This is a genomic window from Clostridium homopropionicum DSM 5847 (genome assembly GCF_001263795.1).
In the GTDB taxonomy this organism is placed as follows: Bacteria; Bacillota; Clostridia; order Clostridiales; family Clostridiaceae; genus Clostridium_H; species Clostridium_H homopropionicum.
Window position 1 is genome coordinate 268,705 of the sequence record NZ_LHUR01000042.1, and the last position, 20,921, is coordinate 289,625.

Annotated in this window: 12 protein-coding genes; 3 read left to right on the plus strand and 9 right to left on the minus strand. The window is 31.2% G+C overall.

From position 1 onward, the window contains the following. Window positions 1-60: 60 nt before the first annotated feature. The 3 genes from CLHOM_RS16370 to CLHOM_RS16380 are packed head-to-tail and all read right to left on the minus strand — an operon-like array spanning window position 61 to window position 4,047. A complete protein-coding gene (locus CLHOM_RS16370; protein ID WP_052222757.1) occupies window positions 61-1,626 on the minus strand; it encodes a BCCT family transporter in 1,566 nt (521 codons plus the stop codon). 53 nt (window positions 1,627-1,679) lie between these two features. Continuing rightward, complete coding sequence (locus CLHOM_RS16375) at window positions 1,680-2,855, minus strand: CaiB/BaiF CoA transferase family protein (protein WP_052222758.1); 1,176 nt, start codon at window positions 2,853-2,855, stop codon at window positions 1,680-1,682. Window positions 2,856-2,910: 55 nt separating this feature from the next. Continuing rightward, a complete protein-coding gene (locus CLHOM_RS16380; protein WP_052222759.1) occupies window positions 2,911-4,047 on the minus strand; it encodes a CaiB/BaiF CoA transferase family protein in 1,137 nt (378 codons plus the stop codon). 361 nt (window positions 4,048-4,408) lie between these two features. On the opposite strand from CLHOM_RS16380, the gene CLHOM_RS16385 reads away from it, so the two are divergent. Then, complete coding sequence (locus tag CLHOM_RS16385; protein ID WP_052222760.1) at window positions 4,409-5,791, plus strand: sigma-54 interaction domain-containing protein; 1,383 nt, start codon at window positions 4,409-4,411, stop codon at window positions 5,789-5,791. A 133-nt stretch (window positions 5,792-5,924) separates the two neighbouring features. Here CLHOM_RS16385 and CLHOM_RS16390 read toward each other — a convergent pair whose 3' ends face one another. The 3 genes from CLHOM_RS16390 to CLHOM_RS16400 form a co-directional block, all read right to left on the minus strand. Next, window positions 5,925-7,988, minus strand: coding sequence for a methyl-accepting chemotaxis protein (locus CLHOM_RS16390; protein WP_052222761.1), 2,064 nt, complete (start codon window positions 7,986-7,988; stop codon window positions 5,925-5,927). Window positions 7,989-9,364: 1,376 nt separating this feature from the next. Next, a complete protein-coding gene (hcp, locus tag CLHOM_RS16395; protein ID WP_052222762.1) occupies window positions 9,365-11,011 on the minus strand; it encodes a hydroxylamine reductase in 1,647 nt (548 codons plus the stop codon). 139 nt (window positions 11,012-11,150) lie between these two features. After that, the gene (locus tag CLHOM_RS16400) at window positions 11,151-12,614 is read right to left on the minus strand and encodes a methyl-accepting chemotaxis protein (protein WP_052222763.1); all 1,464 of its coding nucleotides are present in this window, start codon (window positions 12,612-12,614) and stop codon (window positions 11,151-11,153) included. A 287-nt stretch (window positions 12,615-12,901) separates the two neighbouring features. Between CLHOM_RS16400 and CLHOM_RS16405 the strand changes: the two genes are divergently transcribed. Then, window positions 12,902-15,673 (plus strand): calcium-translocating P-type ATPase, PMCA-type, encoded by a 2,772-nt coding sequence (locus CLHOM_RS16405; RefSeq protein WP_052222764.1) that lies wholly within the window; start codon window positions 12,902-12,904, stop codon window positions 15,671-15,673. A 33-nt stretch (window positions 15,674-15,706) separates the two neighbouring features. On the opposite strand, the gene CLHOM_RS16410 is transcribed toward CLHOM_RS16405, so the two are convergent. Further along, window positions 15,707-16,672 carry a polyprenyl synthetase family protein gene (locus tag CLHOM_RS16410; RefSeq protein ID WP_052222765.1) on the minus strand — a complete coding sequence of 322 codons (966 nt, stop codon included), beginning with the start codon at window positions 16,670-16,672 and terminating at the stop codon, window positions 15,707-15,709. A gap of 45 nt (window positions 16,673-16,717) precedes the next feature. After that, on the minus strand, window positions 16,718-18,526 hold the full coding sequence (locus CLHOM_RS16415) for an FAD-dependent oxidoreductase (RefSeq protein WP_052222766.1): 1,809 nt from the start codon (window positions 18,524-18,526) through the stop codon (window positions 16,718-16,720). Between the two features lie 225 nt (window positions 18,527-18,751). Here CLHOM_RS16415 and CLHOM_RS16420 point away from each other — a divergent pair, with 225 nt between their 5' ends. Continuing rightward, complete coding sequence (locus CLHOM_RS16420) at window positions 18,752-19,570, plus strand: FMN-binding protein (protein ID WP_052222767.1); 819 nt, start codon at window positions 18,752-18,754, stop codon at window positions 19,568-19,570. 53 nt (window positions 19,571-19,623) lie between these two features. On the opposite strand, the gene CLHOM_RS16425 is transcribed toward CLHOM_RS16420, so the two are convergent. Next, window positions 19,624-20,739 carry an HD-GYP domain-containing protein gene (locus CLHOM_RS16425; RefSeq protein WP_052222768.1) on the minus strand — a complete coding sequence of 372 codons (1,116 nt, stop codon included), beginning with the start codon at window positions 20,737-20,739 and terminating at the stop codon, window positions 19,624-19,626. Window positions 20,740-20,921 lie beyond the last annotated feature (182 nt).

Here is a 20,921-nt window from a genome sequence, read left to right on the forward strand (position 1 = left end):
TTAGTATTATTCTTTTAATATATAGTCCTTATAATAAATAGAATACTTTGTAGAATTTATTTAATTCACTGGTTTAATTTTATCCTCAGTCAATGTTACTTCACCTGATGATAAAACGTCATCATAATCTTCTTTTAACCATTTCATCAAGGAAAATACCATTAGAATTAATATTGGAATTAGTGGTAATGCTGCAACTACTGATGAAAGCTGTACAGCTGTTAATCCACCTGCCAATAATAATCCTAGGGCAAATACACCAAGTAATACAGCCCATAAAGTTCTATTTACTCTAGGTGGTTCTTCATCTCCTGCAATTTTCTTAGTAACCTGAGAAGATAGTGTAAAGGCTGCTGAGTTTATTGTTGTTGCCAAGAAGATTACACATAATAATATAAAAGCAGGTAATACTAATACTTTTCCAGCAGGTAAGGTTTGTAATATTGCTACAATAGTTCCCCCAGTTCCTACCTTTCCTACTATGGTAGCAACATCTAAAATACCAGTCGTTTGTATGTGAATTGCATATCCTCCCCATATTGCAAAGAATATCCAGCATCCAATACTTCCAAATATTAACTCTCCAAAAACTACTTCTCTTATAGTTCTTCCTTTAGAAATTCTAGCTACAAATAATCCCATCATAGGGGCATATGCAATCCACCATGCCCAATAAAATACTGTCCAAGCTTCTGGGAAACCTCCATTCGCAACAGGATCTGTCCCTAAACTCAATCTAAAGAAATTTGTAAATAGAATACCAAGACTATTTGTCCATAAGTTTAGTATATAAATTGTTGGTCCAAGTAAAAATACAAATAACAATAAAAAGTAAGCAACGTAAGTATTTAGATTTGAAAGTGCCGCCATACCTTTTTGTAATCCTGACCAAACAGTGCCAGCAATTACTGCAGTAGAAACGCCTAAAACAATTAATTGTAAAGTCATGCTTTCTTGTATACCAAGTACACTTGCAACCAAAGTAGTAACAAGTGGTACTGCAAGTCCTAAAGATGTTCCAACTCCACCAACCATAGCAAAAATTACAATAATATCTATAATTTTACCTAAAGCTCCATCAGCTTTTTTACCTATTATTCCTTTACAAGCTGTACTAAGTTTTAAAGCTGGAATTTTTTTAACATGAATAGCATACGCAATAGGAAATGTTGGTAGTGCATATATAGCCCATGGAGTAATACCCCAATGGAATTGACCAAGTGCTCCTGCCCATTCAGCTGCTAAAGTAGAATTTTTTTCTATGCCAAATGGAGGCCCTCCCATATAATATACTGGTTCTATAAATGCCCAATAAACAATTGCAATACCTATACCTGCACAAAATATCATAGCTGCCCAAGTATATGTGGAGAATTCAGGTTTGTCATCTGGACCGCCTAACTTAATTTTTCCGTATTTACTACATCCAAGCCAAATAAGAAATAGTACACAAAATAGTCCAAATATCAAGAATGCCCACTTAAAATTACTAGTTGTGAAAGCAAATACCTTGTTAACAATACCTGCTCCTTGCTCTTTGAATAATGCTAACGGTAATGAAATTGCTAATGTTATAATAAGAGCTGGAATCATAAGAGCATAATCAATCTTACTTTCTTTGTTCATTTTTATACCTCCCTCTATAATCTTTAATATTATTAAAATTTAAATAAATTTATTTAAACTACTTTTTTAATACGCAAATCTTCAATTTCTTCACTACTATATCCCATGCTCTCTAGAATTTCTTCAGTATTTTGTCCTAGTAATGGAGATGGAATTTCAATTACTGGCGGAGTTTTTGAAAGCTTCATTGGGTTTCCTACTACTTTCATTTTTCCAGCGCCTGGATCATCAAGTTCAACAACCATATCTCTTGCATTTAACTGAGGATTATCAAATGCCTCTTTAATATTTATTACTGGAGCACATGGTATCCCTAAATCCTCCATTTTTTGTGTTACTTCTTCTCTAGTTTTATCTGCAAAATATTTTTCAATTATTGTTTTTAATTCTTTTTCGTTTTTCACACGACTAGTATTATCTTTAAATTTTTCATTATTTATGAGTTCTGATCCTATTAAATTGGCGAATTTTATCCACATATCTTCATTTATAACTGATAACGAAGCAAAACCGTCTTTAACTTTGTAAGTGTCATTCGGTGCCTTATAAGGATTAGCGTTACCCATTCTGGACATTTTATTTCCTAGACTTGTGTATTCAAGAATAGGTTTTTCAAGCATTGCGAATAATGATCCTAACATAGTTACATCTACTTTTTGACCTTTACCTGTACTTAATTTATTGTAATAAGCTATTGTTACACCTAAAAGTAAAATTAAACCAGTAAAACTATCCCCTATTGCAGGGCCAATTTTTGTTGGAATTCCTTCTGGATATCCAGTAAGATCCATAATGCCACTCATAGCTTGTATAACGTTATCATAAGCAGCGAACTTGCTTAATGGTCCGTCATTTCCGAATCCAGAAATTGTTGCGTATATTATATCTGGTTTTATTTCTTTCATCTCATCATAACCTATACCATATTTTTCTAATGTTCCTGCTTTAAAATTTGAACAAACAATATCAGCATTTTTTACTAAATCAAAAATTATCTTTTTTCCTTCTTCACTTGTAATATCTAGTGTTATACTTTTTTTGCCTCTGTTAAAGGATGCATAATATCCGCTATAATTATCTTTAAATGGTCCCCAAGATCTTGCTTGATCACCTGTACTTCTTTCTATTTTTATTACCTCAGCACCAAAATCAGCTAAGTTAAGTGCACAAAAAGGCCCTGCATAAGCATGAGTAAAATCAATAACCTTTACTCCTTCTAATATTCTCATGATAATTCTCCTTTCAACATTGTTAATATAAAGCATATATTATTTAATTGTCTAATTATAAGTCAGCTAAAATTTCACTTGTATTTTGCCCCAATTCCGGAACATTTTTATTGTATTCATCAGATTCAGTACTCAATTTTAGTGGCAATGTTGGAGCTTTTACTGTTCCTATTCCTTCTACTTCCATTTCAAACATAAAATTATTATCAGTAATCTGAGGATGATTTATAATCTCTTCTATATCTAAAACTGCTCCACATGGAACACCCACTTTTCTGCATCCGTTTTCAATTTCATATTTAGAAACTGTTGAAGTATAGGCTTCAAGTATAGGCCTTAATTTATTAGTATAATCATCACATCTTCCCTCATTAGTTTTAAATCTAGGATCTTCTATTAATTCCGGCATATTAATAACGTGACAGAATTTACCCCATTGATCTTCTGTAGCTACACCTACGGCAACATAACCATCATTTGTTTTAAAAGAATCATATGGTGCACATGCAGGATCAAAGTTTCCTTTTCTAGTGTGTATTTCACCAATTAGTGAGCATGCTGCAGGTGCTGCCTCTATACAAGAGAAGATCGAATCTAATAAGGATATATCTACACTCTGTCCTTCTCCAGTTAGCTTTCTATTTATTAAAGCTAACATAATACCTGTAGCAAGGTATCCAGCACTATAATGTTCAGCTACAGATGGTCCCGGTTTAATTGGATAAGTCCCCACGTTTCCAGTCATATCCAATGCAACTCCTAAAGATTGTGCTACAATACTAGTTCCTAGTTTATTTTTATAAGGTCCACTATTTCCAAAATATGAACATGAAGCATAAATTATTTTAGAATTGATCTCCTTTAAACTTTCATATCCAAGACCTATACTATCCATAAATCCTGGAGCGAAGTTCTCACATACTACATCACATCTTTCAACTAGTTTTTTGATTATATTCCTTCCATCTTCAGTATTAATGTCTATATCTATACTTTTTTTCCCTCTATTTAGATATTGAAAATAGACACTTTTGCCGTTTTTTATAGGCTCCCAAGCTCTTACTGGATCTCCTATTTTCGGCTTCTCCACTTTAATAACTTCAGCACCATAACTTGCTAAATACATTGTTGCTAAACTTCCTGTTAGTTTTTCGGTGAAATCTAGTACTTTTACTCCTTCAAGTGGTTTCATTTTACTTCCCCTTTCTAATTATGTTGTTAAGTTAATATGTTTTCACTCTTAATGTATAGCAGGTTTTGTGCCAAATCTTAAATCAGCTATTTTCAAGCATTTATTAAGCTATATACATATTTTTTGTCTTTTATATAATTTGAATTAGTCACTTTTGAATAATTTTTCAGATAAAAATTTATTTTTGTCTTCGAAATCGTTATTAGCTCTAAAATTTACTTATTCAAAATAGAATAATAAGGTTAGTCATTTTTGAATATCAATCTAGCAATGGTATGATTCTTAAAACTTTATTGATTATTGGTTTAAAAAGTGTATACTGTATTTATAAAATTAATGTAATAATTAATCGGAGGATTATATGGACGAATTATTAAATAAACCTAATATTGATCCTGATGCCTTTTATAAAATAATAGATAACATTCATGATGAAATAATGGTTTTTGATAACAACTATAACCTGATTTATCTAAATAAAGCTAGCTATAGACATTATGGCGTATCTCCAATTGATTTAATCGGTAAAAGCTTTTGGGAATTAACTAATAGTAACTATTGGAAACCATCTACTCTACCTATAGTTTATAGCACTAAAAATACAGTAGCTCTTAAACAAAAAACTATTTTGGGTTCTGATGTTATTACAATTTCAGTTCCTATTTTAGATAAGAAAGGTGAAATTGAATATGTTGCTATGTGTGTAAACGATGTCAATAGTGTAAATGAACTTTATCAGAATTCTGAACAGAGTTTAAGTTGTCACGAGGAAAATTTTTTAGATAGTTCTGTAGAAATGATCTATCAAAGCCCAGAAATGCAACAAGTTATTGATTTGACAAAAAATATCTCTAAAACAAAATCTCCTTGTCTCATTTTAGGAGAAACAGGAACAGGTAAAAGTCATCTTGCTAAGTATATTCACCTACACAGTAATAGAAGTAATAAACCTTTTATTGCAATTAATTGTGCATGTATAAATCATAATCTTATGGAATCAGAACTATTTGGTTATACAAAAGGTTCTTTCTCAGGGGCTAACAAGGAAGGTAAAAAAGGGCTAATGGAGTTAGCTAATGGTGGAACTTTATTCTTAGATGAAATCTCAGAAGTACCTTATTCTTTGCAAGCTAAATTTCTTCAAGTACTTCAAGATGGAGAGTTTATCCCTATAGGCGGTCAGAAAACTATTAAAATAGATATAAAAATTATTGCTGCTACAAATTGCAATTTAGAGCAGATGGTTGAAATAGGTAGCTTTAGAAGAGACTTATACTATAGACTTAATGTATTTGAGATTCAAATTCCTCCATTAAGAGATAGAGTTTCTGATATTATAAAGCTGATTTATTACTACTTAAATTTATATAATAGTCTATATGAAAGAAATCATTCCATCTCTGAACAAGCAATAAATATATTAACCAATTATTCTTGGCCAGGTAACATAAGAGAATTATCTCATGTAATAGAAAAGCTCACCGTTCTTACAACTAATATGGAGATTAAGCCCCATGATTTGCCGAAAAATTTATATGAATTTGAAAAAAGTACAACTTCTATAGATATGAAATACAAGTCCTTAGATAAAATTTTAGAAGATGTAGAAAAGCAAGTAATAACTAAGACATACGAAAAATATCCTTCTAGCATTAAAGTTGCAGAAGAACTTAATATCAGCCAATCTAAGGCTTATAGGTTAATTAAAAAATATATATTGAAAGGCAAAAATAATACGATATGATAAAAAGCCTTCTTTTGTTTTTATATTTTTCATTAAAACAAAAGAAGGCTTTTATATCTAATGTATAAGAATTATTACATTGACCTACATCAAGACCTCTTGGTATTCCATAAATATCTCTGGCACCAAAGTCTTATATTTTGAACTTTTTTATTTCTTCCTTCAATTTTACAGCACTTTCTTTTGATTTCAAGACTTGTTCCATAACTTCATTAGATATACCACTTATGTCAGAAGCCTTATTAGCTATATTTGTAGTACCAAGTGCACCTTCATTAGCTGCTTCAGTAACACCATCGATAGTTGCAAGTAAATTCTTTACTGATTCCAATAGTTGCTTAGAGGAATTATCAGACGCCGCTATAAGCTTGTCTACAAACTGAGCATCTTCACTATACTTTTCTGCTAAATCCAGCATAGCATTATAATCATCAGCTACATCTGTGCACATAAAAGTTAGCAAATTAGTAGAATTACTTGAAAGATTGTTTACTGAATTTGTTACTTTTATTGTTACGTCCTGTATCTTAAGAACTGTGTTTTTAGACTCTTCTGCAAGCTTTCTTATTTCATCAGCAACTACAGAGAACCCCCTACCTGACTCTCCCGCTCTAGCCGCTTCAATAGCTGCATTCAAAGCCAATAAATTAGTTTGTTCTGTAATCTGCATAATAGCCTCAGAAAAAATGTTAATTTGATTAACAACCTTAGAATCTTCAATTGCATTCTCTAGTTGTTTCTTTGTATTAATAAAAATTTCATTGCCTTTCTTTTGGGCAATATTCATATTATTCTTCATATCTGCTGCTCTCTTATTTATTTGTGCTGCTACTAGTGCATCTTCATGGGCTCTCTGTGCAATAACTTGTACTGCCCTTTCAATCTCTTGAGAAGTTGCTGACATTTCTTCTGATGCAGCAGCAGTTTCTTCCATACTTGCAGCTAATTCTTCTGTAGTAGCGGAGATATTAGTCAGATCGTTACTTAGCAAATTAACATTTTTAATTGACCTGGTTACTTCGTTCTCTATAGCTACGGATTCATTTGCAATACTGCCCACCAAATTCTTTAAAGAGTTTTTCATATTATTAATGCTATTTGTAATTGTTCCTATCTCATCTTTTCTTTTTAAATATTTAGAATCAATATCTACAGTGAAATCTCCCTCTGCAATAATTTCTAAATACTTAGAGGATTTCTTTATAGGTGTGGTTATAAACTTTGTACTAAATGTAATTAAAATAATTGTAATAAAGAGTATTACTATTGAGATAATTATAATCTGATTCCCTATTTTCCTTGCACCCGATGTCAACTCTGTATCTGACATGAAAGATGCTAAAACCCAATCTGTGTCGCTAACTTTATGTGGATTTACCACATACTTTACACCATCAATTTTTATATCAAAGGGCTTACTATCTGCTGAAAGTATATTGGTCAAGCCATCTATTTTTAACTCTTCCAATTTCTTTAAATTATTTTTAGGATTATTTCCATCTGCTAGAATAACTCCAGTTTTATGTACTATCATTGAGAATCCCGTTTTCCCTATTTTCATTTTACTTAACATATTACTAATAACGGATTGTTGCACATCTATACCTATTACCCCTAATACTTTCCCGTTTGCATCCTTAAATGACCGTACATTACTAGTAATCATTTCATTACTCATACCATCCAAATATGGTGCTGTTCTTACAATAGTTCCATTTTTACTTAGCGCTTCTTTATACCATACCCTTTTTGTAGAATCATATTTTTCTGGTACTTCTGTTTCTGGCCACTGAAGATAGGCTCCTGTTTCTAATCCATAATATACATATAATGTACCAGGATGAGTTTCCCCATAATGTTTGAAACTTTCATAGGTCTGTTGCTCTAATACACCATTTTTTGATGGCGTCATTTTAACTCTTTCACTGTTGCTTGCATAGGATGTTATACTCTTGTCCGCTTTCATTACCAATGAATTCGTAGCCATCATATTTAAATCCTTATCAATCTGATTATAAAAATTCCTAATGGAAGAATCGATTAAATTCATTTGTTCGTTGGAATTGTTAAAATAATCCTCTCTAGCTTGCTTACTTATTTGAGTATAAACAATACCTACAACAGAAAGCAGTGTAATTAAAATTATAACTACAGAAACTAACAAAAATTGTGTTCTAATACTTTTTAATCTTTTCAAAATAATAATCCCCTCCTGTTGAATTTTTTGTAAGCTGACTATCAATAAAAAAACGGCTATGTCTATTCAAATTAATACAATGTAGATTGTTTTCAAAAGTTTAAGAATTTTTATTCTGTATATAATTAACTCGGAGGAGTAAATATTTCCCAGAACAAGCTAGCATCTTAATCTGGAAATAATAAAATAAAAATTCATGACCTCTTATAATTTGTCTATATTTATATTAGTATTAAATAAGACATAGCCTTAAATGGAAAGTAATAATATGTTATAATATAACTAAGCAAAACTTGTGCCAAAAAACAACTGCACTCAATGCTTCATTTTCCTTAATTCTCAATCGTATTTTAATAGAACTTTTTTTCATATATGACTCAACTAAAAAAATAGACGACTTTAAACCCACATATTTTTTAATTAGTTTACATATTATATTGTATTTTTCACATAACCTATCTAAAAATAACTTTATTATTGATCCCTTTAATATTTGTGTAGATACATCTAAAGATTAATCATCTTTGAATAATTTTTTTATTTATAAATTCATTTTCGTCATGGAAATAGTTATCATAGCATAAATTTCACTTATTCAAAATAGAATAATCATGTTAGTCATTTTTGAATATCAATCTTGCAATAGTATGAGTATTAAAACTTTATTAACTATTAATTTAAAAATTGCATACTGTATTTATAAAATTATAGCAATAATTAATTGGAGGATTATATAAAAGAATTATTGAATAACCCCAATATTGATCTAGATGCTTTTTATAAAATAATATTTTTTGATAACAACTAACCTCAATAGATATGAAATACAAGTCATTAGATAAAATTTTAGAAGATGTATAAAAGCCTTCTGTTGTTTTTATATTTTTCATTAAAACAAAAGAAGGCTTTTATAAATGATTTACAGGCTATGTTTATTTAAACTAATGAGATATTGAATATACTTTGGAGAGTATAAGAAAGTTTAATTCTATCTTTAAGTTATCTTTGGAGGAGAAACTATATTTCTAGAATAAGTTGGCATCTTAAACTAGAAATATAAAGAAAGAATTATAACCTAAGAATTTTTTATAATTTATCAATATTTACATTAGCATTTAAATTAAACATATCCCTAATTAGTTTAAAAATTATATATAATCTTTAAACTGTTTTCCCCTAATTTATCGTAGCAAAATTTATGCCAAAATATAATTTAGTAATAATTGACTCACATATTTTTCTGTTATTCTACTATTTTAGTACTTCATTTAAGTCCTTATACAAAAATTAACCAGTAACTACTTATAGTTGCCAATCAACCTAAGGTTGTTTAGCCACTATTTGGTTACTGGTCACTAGCTACTGGTTACTAATTACTATTTCCCTAAGAATAATTCTATATCATCCTGAACTGTTCCTATTCCTGCAATTCCAAAGTTTTCAACTAAAACCTTAGCTACATTTGGTGATAGGAAAGCTGGTAGTGTTGGTCCTAAGTGAATATCTTTAACTCCAAGGTATAATAATGCAAGTAATACTATTACAGCCTTTTGCTCATACCAAGCAATATTAAATGATATTGGTAATTCGTTGATATCTGCTAGTCCGAATACTTCCTTTAATTTAAGAGCTATCACTGCTAATGAGTATGAGTCATTACATTGTCCTGCATCTAAGACTCTTGGTATTCCACCGATATCTCCAAGGTCTAATTTATTGTATTTGTATTTAGCACATCCTGCAGTAAGAATTACTGTATCCTTTGGAAGTGCTGCTGCAAAATCTGTGTAGTAGTTTCTGCTCTTCGCTCTTCCATCACATCCAGCCATTACGAAAAATCTTCTGATTGCTCCACTCTTAACTGCATCTACTACCTTATCAGCTAAAGCTAATACTTGGTTGTGTGCAAAACCTCCTACTATTTCTCCTCTTTCAATTTCTGTTGGAGGAGCACATTTTTTAGCATGTTCAATAATTACAGAGAAATCCTTTGGCTTTCCATCTTTTCTTTCTTCAATATGAGTTAATCCTGGGAAGCCTGTTGCACCTGTTGTATAAACTCTATCTTTGTAAGAATCTTTAGGAGGAACTAAGCAGTTTGTAGTCATTAATATTGGTCCATTAAAGCTTTCAAACTCTGTATCTTGTTTCCACCATGCATTTCCGTAGTTTCCTACAAAATGTCCATATTTCTTAAATGCTGGATAGTAGTTTGCAGGAAGCATTTCACTGTGAGTATAAACATCTACTCCTGTTCCTTCTGTTTGTTTTAATAGTTCTTCCATGTCCTTAAGATCATGTCCACTTATTAAGATACCAGAATTGTTTCTTACTCCTATATTAACCTTAGTTATTTCAGGGTTTCCATAGGTTGATGTATTAGCTGTATCTAATAGTGCCATAACATCAACGCCAAATTTTCCAGCCTCTAGTACTAATCCAATCATCTCATCTACTGATAAATCCTTTGTTGTAGATACTAATGCTTTTTTAAGGAATGTATAAATTGCTTCATCTTCATAGCCTAAATTAAATGCATGCTCTGCATAAGCTGCCATACCCTTAAGTCCATATATTAATAATTCTCTTAGAGATCTTACATCTTCATTTTCTGTAGAAAGTACTCCTACTGTTTTAGCTTTTTCTTCAAACTCGTAAGCAGTGTTTCCGGTCCATAAAGCTGAGTCGTGTTTTATATCCTCTATACTTACTCCATTGCTGATTAGAGCATTTTTTACTTCTTCTCTTAAAGCTAGTGCTTTTGTTACTCTTACATCAAAGCCTTCTTTATCGAAGTTTGCATTTGTAATTGTTGAAAATAATGAATCCACAATAAACTTGTTTACTTTTTTATTATTGATTCCTGCTTCATTTGCTTTTAAATCATATAAAGCTATTCCCTTTAATGTATAAATTAATAAATCTTGTAAATTTGCTACGTCAGCTGGTTTTCCACATACTCCTCTTGCTGTACATCCTTTGCAGCCTGCTGCTTCTTGACATTGATAACAAAACATACTCATTAATAATACCTCCATTTTATAACAAAATTTTATTTTCATAATTTGTTTTTCATTTAATTTCCTATGGGTTTATTATAAAAGAAAGTAATTGGCATTTCTGTAACTATTGTTACGTAAATAAAACTTTTTTCATATTATTTTAAAATACTGTTTTGTTTTCTTTAGTCAATCTTTCTGTAATATCTTTTATTAAACTAAACTTAGCTATGATAATTTTTGAAAGGTCCTCAGCTTCTCTGCTGTGATTCAAAGCAGTTTCTCTATCCTTTCTATTAATATCATTCATAACTACTGTACCAGTACCATGCAGCTTTTCATGTATTTCGTCTATTTCATTCCAAACCTTAAGCACTTCATCATTTACCGGCTTAACAGAATGATAAAAATGCCCAAAGCCGCACTTATGCCCATCTACTTGTAAAGGTCTTATCTTCATCCCATCAGCCATGCTCTTAAGACCACTTACCCAACCTTGATGGGCTATTATCGCTTTATCTATATTCTCTATCAAATCTTCATTGCTAATTTTAAAGTATTCTTCTTTGTTTAATTTTGTGGCAGTCTTAGCAAGATTGGATACTTCCTCTTCTATATCTTCTAGTTCCATACCAATTTCTTTGATACTTTTTGCATCCTTTTCTATTCCATCTGCCATGTTAGTAAGTCTTTCTGCATCATTACTAATCTCTGAAGTTGCTGCATTTATTTCCTCGCTAACAGCACTTAGTTCCTCCATATTAGATGAAATAGTATGGATACTTTCAATAACCTCATTTATATATTCTTTACTTTTAGAAAAAGAATCTGCCATCTTTTCTGTGCAACTTTCCATTTCGTTAATGGCACTTATGGTATTCTGTACACTAGCATTACTATTTGTATAACCTTCTTGAATTTTTACCATAAAATTTTGAATAAAGTTTAACTGCTGCTGTGTATTTTCTGAAAGTTTCTTAATTTCTTGTGCCACTACTGAAAAGCCTCGACCATTTTCTCCTGCCCTTGCCGCTTCAATACTTGCATTTAGTGCGAGAAGATTTGTATCAGAAGCTGTTTTACTTATTCCCTGAACAATATCATTCATGCTTTTAACTATAGCTGATAAGTTAACCATACTATCTGACAAAGTCTTAGAATTTTCAATTACTTTGTAATTAATCCCTTTAATATTTGTAAGGATTACATCATTTTGCTCTATAGCTTTGTACACCTTATCAGTATTTGTAACTACTTTATCAATGGCACTTGAGTTAGCCGCTATTGATAAAGTAGATTCATTTATACTGGCATTAGTTTCTTCCATCGCAACAAGGAAACTATCACTTGCTGATTTTAATTCGTTTGAAACTTTACTCAATTTGTCTGAATAATAATTAAGTCTTAAGTTGAAATTACTTATTTTCGTAGTAACACCAAGAATACTCTTTATTACTTTTTTAATATTTTCCGAAGATCTTAGAATAGTTTTCCCCAAATAGGCTGTACTTGAAATTAAAATATTGTTTTGATTTTTTGATTTTTCATCCAAATACTCAAAATTACAATTTTTAAATTCATGAAATATTTTACTTAACTCCGTTGAAAGCTTCGAATTAATAAACATATATTCCCCCCCATCAATTAAATCCCAACTCAAACAAATTTTTAAAATTAAAAAAAATTATACATCAATATACGATTAAATAGTACATATAGTTCCATATTTTAAAAATAATTAACTTATTTTTAACTTATATCTAAGTTTTTATTATATATCCACAATTTGTTTATTAACAAATTATTTACAATCTTGTAATGCCTCATTATAAAGAAATTTAATGTTATTTTCTTAATTATCATGATATAATGGGACTTGTACACTTGTACAAGTCTTAAAAGAAAGGTGATAATATGAAATACTTTAATGAAGAAGCTTCTAAGGTCTTAGAAGAATTAAAGGTAGACCCAGCTAAAGGTTTATCTAATGGTGAAGCACAAGATAGACTCAGTAAATATGGTCCTAATGAGTTTTCTAAGCAAGAAAAGGGTTCTCTATGGGACGATATTAAAGATGCCTTAACTGAACCAATGATGATAATACTATTAGTTGCAGCGCTAATTAGCGCTATGATTGGTGAAGTTCAAGATGCCATAGGTATAGTTTGTGCTGTTGCTATTGGTATTGCCATCGGTATCATTACAGAAGGTAAATCTCAAAAAGCAGCTGAAGCTCTTTCTAAGATGACAGAAAATATTGAGGTAAAAGTCCTAAGAGATGGAAGCATAATGCAAATCAGCAAAAATGATTTAGTCCCAGGAGATATAGCATTTATTGAAATGGGAGATATGGTTCCAGCTGATGGAAGACTAATTGAAAGTATAGATTTAAAGGTTAGAGAAGACATGCTTACTGGTGAATCAGAGGATGTAAGTAAGCACGCTGAAGCCATTGTTGAAATGGAAGTTATTGAAGCAAAGGGGAAAACAGTTACTCAAGACCCTATCCCTGCAAAGCAGATTAATATGGTTTTCGGCGGTACACTTGTAGCTTATGGAAGAGGGAAACTTTTAGTTACTTCTACTGGTGACTCTTCTGAAATGGGAAGAATAGCTAAGAATCTTGAAGAAGGAGACGTGGAAACTCCACTTCAAATTAAGTTAGGAGACTTAGGCGGTAAAATTTCAAAAGTATCCAGTGCCATTGCAGCTGTATTGTTTATAATAATGATTATTAAAATGGTACTAGCTAATACTCTGAATATAGATACTTCTGGATTTATGCCTTTCCTACAGTCTATTGAACCTATTAAAACAGCCTTTGTTGTTTGTGTTGCTTTAATAGTAGCAGCAGTTCCAGAAGGATTACCTACAATGATAAACATGACTCTTGCTATTACTATGCAGAAGATGGCTAAAATTAATGCCCTTGTTACTAAAAAAGAAGCTTGCGAAACCATTGGTTCTGTAAGTGTTATTTGTTCTGATAAAACAGGAACTCTAACTCAAAATAGAATGACAGTAGAAAAAGTTTATCTTCATGGAACCTTTGTAGAAAAAGACGGCTTGACCGAAAACAGCAGACACTTTATAGATAATTGCTTAATAAACTCTACTGCTGATATAGAAAAAAAAGATAGTGAAGTCAAATATTTAGGAAGTGCTACAGAATGTGCTCTTCTTTTATATCATGATTCTTATGATTATATAAAAGAAAGAGAAGCAAAAAAGGTACTTCATCAAATTCCTTTTACATCTAAAAGAAAGAGAATGAGTACTATTATTGGAGAAGAGGACTCCTGCACTGTATTTACAAAAGGAGCTCCAGAAGTAATTTTAGAATTATGTCATTACGAGCATATAGATGATAAAGTGCTAAAGCTTACTGATGAAAGAAGAAATGAAATTTTTGAAGCTATAGAAGGTCTACAAAAGAAATCTATGCGTGTACTTGGATTTTCATACAGAAGCATCCAAGAAGAAGCTGCAATGGCTGGTGAAGAAGGAGTTATAGAAAACGGACTAGTTTTCTCAGGCTTCGTAGGAATTAAGGATCCTCTAAGACCAGAAGTTAATGAGGCTGTAACTATTGCTAAAGAAGCTGGAGTTGCTACTAAAATGCTAACTGGTGATAACATTAATACTGCAATTGCTATCGGAGAAGATCTTGGTTTACTTGAAAACGGATTAAGAGCTGTAGAAGCTACCTATATAGACACTCTTTCCGATGAAGAGTTAAGAGAAGAAATAAAGACTATAGCTATTGTGGCTCGTTCTAAGCCTGATACAAAAATGAGAATTGTACAAGCTCTCCAAGCAAATGGCGAAGTAGTTGCTGTTACAGGTGATGGTATAAACGACGCTCCTGCTCTTACAAAAGCTGACGTTGGAATAGCCATGGGTATTGCAGGTACAGAGGTTTCTAAAAATGCTGCAGATATTATCTTAACTGATGATAGCTTTGGAACAATTGTTAAAGGAATTAAATGGGGACGTGGAATTTATGAAAACTTCCAGAGATTTATTCAATTCCAAATTACAGTTAACATTGTAGCTTTCTTAACTGCAATTTTGTCTGTACTATTTAATTTTGATATGCCTTTTACTACTATACAATTGCTATGGGTAAATATAATAATGGATGGACCTCCCGCACTTTCTCTTGGTCTTGAGCCAGTCCGTGATGTTGTATTGAAAAGAAAGCCTATTAATAGAAATGCAAATATTATAACTAAATCAATGTTTAAAACTATGCTTTTAAATGCTTCTTATATAACTGCAGTAATTATGATACAAATGGTATTCAACCCTCTTGGAGCATCCACTGTTCCTGTAGAAGGTTCAAATGGAGCAACTGAAATGGAAACAGTACTATTTGCCCTATTTGCTTTCAGTGCTTTATTTAATGCTCTAAACTGCAGAGAATTTGGAACAGATAGTATAATACCTTACTTTAAGAATAACACCATTGCATTAAAGATAATTGGTATCACTGCTATTGCACAAATATTCATAACAGATGTATTTTCTAATTTCTTTAATGCCGTTTACTTAAGTCCAATTATGTGGGTAAAAGTGCTTATAGTCTCTGCCCTTGTAGTTATAGTAAATGAAGTTGTTAAATTATTTCTTAGAATGTTTAAAAAAAACGAAAGAATAAATAATAATAACAAAATGGTTGCATAATAAAAAGGAGCATATGCTCCTTTTTATTATTAATTAATATTTTCTTTTTAACAGCTTTTCAGTAATCCTTAGGAGAATATTCTTACTCTCACAATTAGGCAATGCTTTTATTCTTTTAAAGGTTTTGTTAGTGTATTTAATTGCCAGTTCCCTTGACTTTTCTATACCACCAAGTTCTATAGTAGTTTTAATAATTTTATTAACATTCTCTTCTGTCATACTTTCCTTAGATAGTAACCCTTCTAATCTTGTTTTATCTTTTTTATAAGCGAAAATCAGAGGAAGTGTATACAAACCTTCTTTTAGATCATTTCCCACAGGCTTACCTACTTCTTTTTCTTCTCCAGTATAATCTAAAATATCATCTACTATCTGAAAAGCCATGCCTATTTCATAGCCTATTCTTCCAAGCTGCCTTGAAAGTTTTTCATCACAATTACTCTGTTTAGCACTAACATAAAAACTTAAAGCAAAAAGAGCAGCAGTTTTTCCTCCTATTCTTTTTAAATACTTTTTGATACTCATATCTTCAGAAAATCTAGATGTAAATTGATTTATTTCTTGCTTACATATTGTAGAAATTACCTTAGCAACTTCCTGCATATCTTCCATAGAATTATTCTTTGAAAGTAACAAAAAACATCTTGAAAATAAGTAATCACCCATAAAAACAGCCACATCCTTACCGTATTTAGCCTGAGTCGTAGGACTATTTCTTCTAAGTAAGGAATCATCTATAATATCATCATGAACAAGGGTTGCCATATGCAGCATTTCTATTACTGCTGCTAGAGGTAATATTTTATCCCTGTTATAATCTCCGAACTTTCCTGAAATAATAAGGAAAGCTGGTCTAAGCAGCTTTCCTCCAGAATTCAAAAGTTCTAAAAGAGCATTTTCTATAACCTTTTCGTTGGTTTTAATATTGTTTTTTATTATCTTTGAAACAACTTCTAATTCACTCTGTATATTTGGATATTCGTTCCAAAAACTATTCATTTAATCACCTTTTTTGATTAGTTATTCCCTATTATCAATTATAGATTAATGATTTGGAGTATCTATAAATAAATAGGTTCTTCTTGCTAGTGTAGTTTTATTCCACCATTGTTTCAGCCACGGCATTACATAATAATCTAATCCAAAGGCTCTACCTGCTCCTCCCATTAATGCAAAACCAGCAAAAATGTACCATAGAATTTCCTTTCCAGCCATAGCACATATTATAAAATTAAGTGATAAGAAAATAGATGCACATGATGCTAGGAAAGTAAATAATCCACCTATTAATGCAAGTCCTATACCTATCTCCGCAAGAACAACCATTGATTGGAAGAAAAATGCATTAGGTGCAATACACTTGTCCATAAACCATGTATATATTTCTGGTGGATGTGCAAGTAAAGGCGTAACCGTAGTTGCTGCAGCCTGTGCCGCTTCACCTGCTTGTTCGGAGGCGCTAGTTACTCCTTCAGTTTGAACAATAAATATATTCTCTGATTTTAACCATCCATTCTGTACTTTTTTTACTCCTTCTAAAAGCCATATAACTCCAACGTAAACTCTTAATATCGCAAGCCAAAAACCATGAGATTTAGCTGATAAATGTCCTCCAAGCATAGAACGTCTTTCCTTCATGTCAAAGAACTCATGAACAAGATATGCCCATACTGTATTAAATCCGCCTACACCGAATAAGTAGTGCATATTTACTAAGTGTTTCATTGCCATTGCTATAAAACCAGATAAAGATTTTCCTGCTAAAGTAGCTACTGCATATCTACTTCCAATAGAAACCATAAATCCATGGTAATTAGATTTAAAGCCCTCTTTTTTCTTGTCTTCCATATCTGCAATGATATTTTTAACAGCTGTTTCTGCTGTTTGGAGAGCGGTTTCTACTATTTGAGGAGTAGGCTTATTTCCCTCTTCTTCGAAATATTCATTATCTCCTACTAAATATACATTTTCATAATCCAATGATTGCATAAACTCATTAACTGCAACTCTTCCTTTTTTCCCCATAGTTAGTCCAAGCTTTGCAGAAAAATCTACTCCTTGTACACCACAAGTCCACACTAATGTATTAGTTTCTATCTCTCTTCCATCCCCTAGATGGATTTTATCCTTTTCTACTTTAGTTATCGCAGCCTGTGTTATTATTTCAACTCCAACCTTATTTAAGTATCTGCTTGCTTTATCTATCATATTATCATTTAATATTGGAAGAATTTTATTGGTAGCTTCAACTACTAGAAGTCTTACTTCTTTTTCATCTACATCATATTCTCTGCTTAACTTCTTTTTAAATTCAGCAAATTCTCCTATGGTTTCTATTCCTGTAAAACCTGCTCCGGCTACTACAAAGGTAAGCATTCTTCTTCTCTTTGCAGCATTTCTTTCAGAACTTGCTTTTCTGAACATATTTATTATATGTTCTCTTATTTTTAAAGCATCATCTAAGGACCAAATAGTAAAGCCATTTTCCTTAACTCCCTCTACCCCAAAGAAAGCGGGTTCACTTCCGGCTCCAATTATTAGGTAATCGTATTCATAAGATGAATCTTCTGAATCTAATTTTTGTTCTTTGAAATCTATTCTAGTTATTTTATCTGTTAAACTATTAACTCTAGTTGCAGAGAAAATTTTCTTTAAATTAATTTTAACACTATCTTCTTCAACTCTTCCACCAGCTACTTCATGAAGCTCAGTCATTAAGGTATGATAGGGATTCTTATCTATTAAGGTTATTTCTATATTTTTATCTTTTTTAAATTTTTTGTTTAGCAACTTAGCAGCATGAACTCCCCCGTATCCTGCTCCTAAAATCACTATTTTTCTGCTTTGAGCCATGTTATCCCTCCTTTAGATATTTTTTATACTACCATTCTATTTCATTTTATATAAAAATAGTCTAAATGTCTATGAATTTCCCTTACTATTTCTTATTTTCAAGTAGATGATATTTGCAAATAACTCCTATCGTTTAATACCCTTTTCATTGTCAGTTTCTTGACAATAAAAAATAATAATGTTAGAATTTAGTTAATTCATAAAATATTTATTGGGGGGTACATTATGAAAAAGAAACTATTATATGTTGTTACTGCTGCAGCTTTATCTACTTCATTATTAGTTGGATGTGGAAGTTCTTCAAAAACTGCTGAAACTGGTTCCAAACCTGCTGACTCAACAAGCACAGCAAATACAACAACTAAAGCTTATAAAGATGGTACTTATAAGGCTACTTATGACTTTTTAGACGGACATGGATGGAAACCTCAATTGGAAATAGAAATTAAAGATGGAAAAATTGCAAAAGTTGTATATGACTCTGCAAATGCTGAAGGTAAGCTTAAGACTAAAGATGATGCATACAATAAACTTATGAAATCTAAATCAAATACTTCTCCTGCCGAATATTCACCAAAGCTTCAAGACGCTTTAGTAAAATCACAGGATTATACTAAAGTTGACACTGTGACAGGAGCAACTGAATCAAGTGAAGAATTCAAGGCTCTAGCAGCTGCTGCTTTAGCAAAAGCTGAAAAAGGAGACACTTCTGCAGCAGTTTTACAAATGAACGCTACTTATACTGCTAAGGAAAAAGACCTTGATAAATATGGTTATAAAGGTGAGCTTTCTATAACATATAAAGACGGAAAAATAGATAAGGTAACCTTTGAAGAACTTGATAAAGACGGCAAAAAGAAGAGTGATAATATAGACTATAATACAAAAATGAAAGCTGCATCTAAGATAAATGCTAAAGAAGCTTATGATAAACTTATTCAAGGTGTAATATCAACAGGAAAAGTTGATACAGTAACTGGAGCAACTGGAATTGCTACTAAATTTAAAACTCTATATGAAGAAGCTTTAAAAATGAGAAAATAGTATATAAAATTAGGCTTTAGAGTTTAGCTCTAAAGCCCTTATTTTTTAATAATTTAAGCATCTGCTGTTTCATTATGTAAAAAGTCTAAATCTATAACATCTTTTATAAAAATAGTTAAGTTCTTCATTAGATCTATTTCGTAATAATCCTTTTTAGTCTTGTCCTCAATAATTCTAACTATCGGTCTTGTAGGATATGTCCTATGAATATCCACTACTATACCCTTTCTTCCATCCTCTAAAACCACACCAGTGCCTATAGGATAAACTGCGATATTTTCCATGAATTTATTAAATATATTGGGGTCTAACTTTTCTAAGGTTTTTGATGATAACAGCTCTAACGCCTCGTAAGTTGACATTTTCTTTTTCCCATGCTTTGAAGATGTCAGTATATCAAATTCGTCGCATATGGTTACTATTTTTGAATAATCCAGCAGTTCTTTTTCCTTTAAGCCTCTTGGATATCCGCTTCCATCTAAATACTCATGGTGAGAATATATTATCTGTTTAACAATGTAGGATAAAGATAAGTCATCTTTAACCATTTCATATCCATAATCTACATGCTTTTTCATTAATTCTGCTTCTTCTTCATTAAGAAAATCTTCCTTATTCAGTATTTCTGATTCCAGCTTAATTTTACCTAAATCATGAAGCAAAGCTCCTAATCCTATTTCTCTAATATCCTTTTCACAAAACCCTAAAGTTCTTGCTGTAAGAATAGCTAATACCGCTACATTTACACTATGATTATAGGTGTGCATATCTGTACCCATAAGTTCAGTTATATTATATAAAACTCCCTCATTATTCTTTAAGCTTTCTAATATGTCATTTATAATGCTTTCCACTTGAAACCTTGCTTGTAATGGTACCCAATCAACTTTTTCTTTTCCTTTTCCGTGATACATGGCCTTGTGAAAAATTTTTTTCATATTAGTTATCGCTTCAACTCTTACTTTATCATCAATTATGCTATGTATCTCTATATCCTTAGAAATTTCATCTTCAATATAAACATATACGATTTGATTTTTTCTTAGCACATGCAATAGATTCTTGTCTAAGCTAATTCCTTTACTTAAAAGCAGCCTTCCATCTGAAGAATAAATTGACTTACCTAATATAGATCCTTCTTTTATTTTATTAATACTAGAAGCTCTCATCTAATCCCGCCCTTATGTATAGAGTAGTCTTTTTATTGATAATATTATTCTAATTTATTTTTCGAAGTAATAAATAATATCTATAGTGTTGATATATACTTTTCTATGGTTTTATACTTTTAATATTTTTATCTCTCTAATTTTAAGCAACCTAAGTACATTATCTTAAAGATTAAAGCCTA

Coding starts and splice junctions, on each gene's coding strand:
- CLHOM_RS16370 (WP_052222757.1), bottom strand. CDS start 1,626: ATGAACAAAGAAAGTAAGATTGATTATGCTCTTATGATTCCAGCTCTT.
- CLHOM_RS16375 (WP_052222758.1), bottom strand. CDS start 2,855: ATGAGAATATTAGAAGGAGTAAAGGTTATTGATTTTACTCATGCTTAT.
- CLHOM_RS16380 (WP_052222759.1), bottom strand. CDS start 4,047: ATGAAACCACTTGAAGGAGTAAAAGTACTAGATTTCACCGAAAAACTA.
- CLHOM_RS16385 (WP_052222760.1), top strand. CDS start 4,409: ATGGACGAATTATTAAATAAACCTAATATTGATCCTGATGCCTTTTAT.
- hcp (WP_052222762.1), bottom strand. CDS start 11,011: ATGAGTATGTTTTGTTATCAATGTCAAGAAGCAGCAGGCTGCAAAGGA.
- CLHOM_RS16400 (WP_052222763.1), bottom strand. CDS start 12,614: ATGTTTATTAATTCGAAGCTTTCAACGGAGTTAAGTAAAATATTTCAT.
- CLHOM_RS16405 (WP_052222764.1), top strand. CDS start 12,902: ATGAAATACTTTAATGAAGAAGCTTCTAAGGTCTTAGAAGAATTAAAG.
- CLHOM_RS16410 (WP_052222765.1), bottom strand. CDS start 16,672: ATGAATAGTTTTTGGAACGAATATCCAAATATACAGAGTGAATTAGAA.
- CLHOM_RS16415 (WP_052222766.1), bottom strand. CDS start 18,526: ATGGCTCAAAGCAGAAAAATAGTGATTTTAGGAGCAGGATACGGGGGA.
- CLHOM_RS16420 (WP_052222767.1), top strand. CDS start 18,752: ATGAAAAAGAAACTATTATATGTTGTTACTGCTGCAGCTTTATCTACT.
- CLHOM_RS16425 (WP_052222768.1), bottom strand. CDS start 20,739: ATGAGAGCTTCTAGTATTAATAAAATAAAAGAAGGATCTATATTAGGT.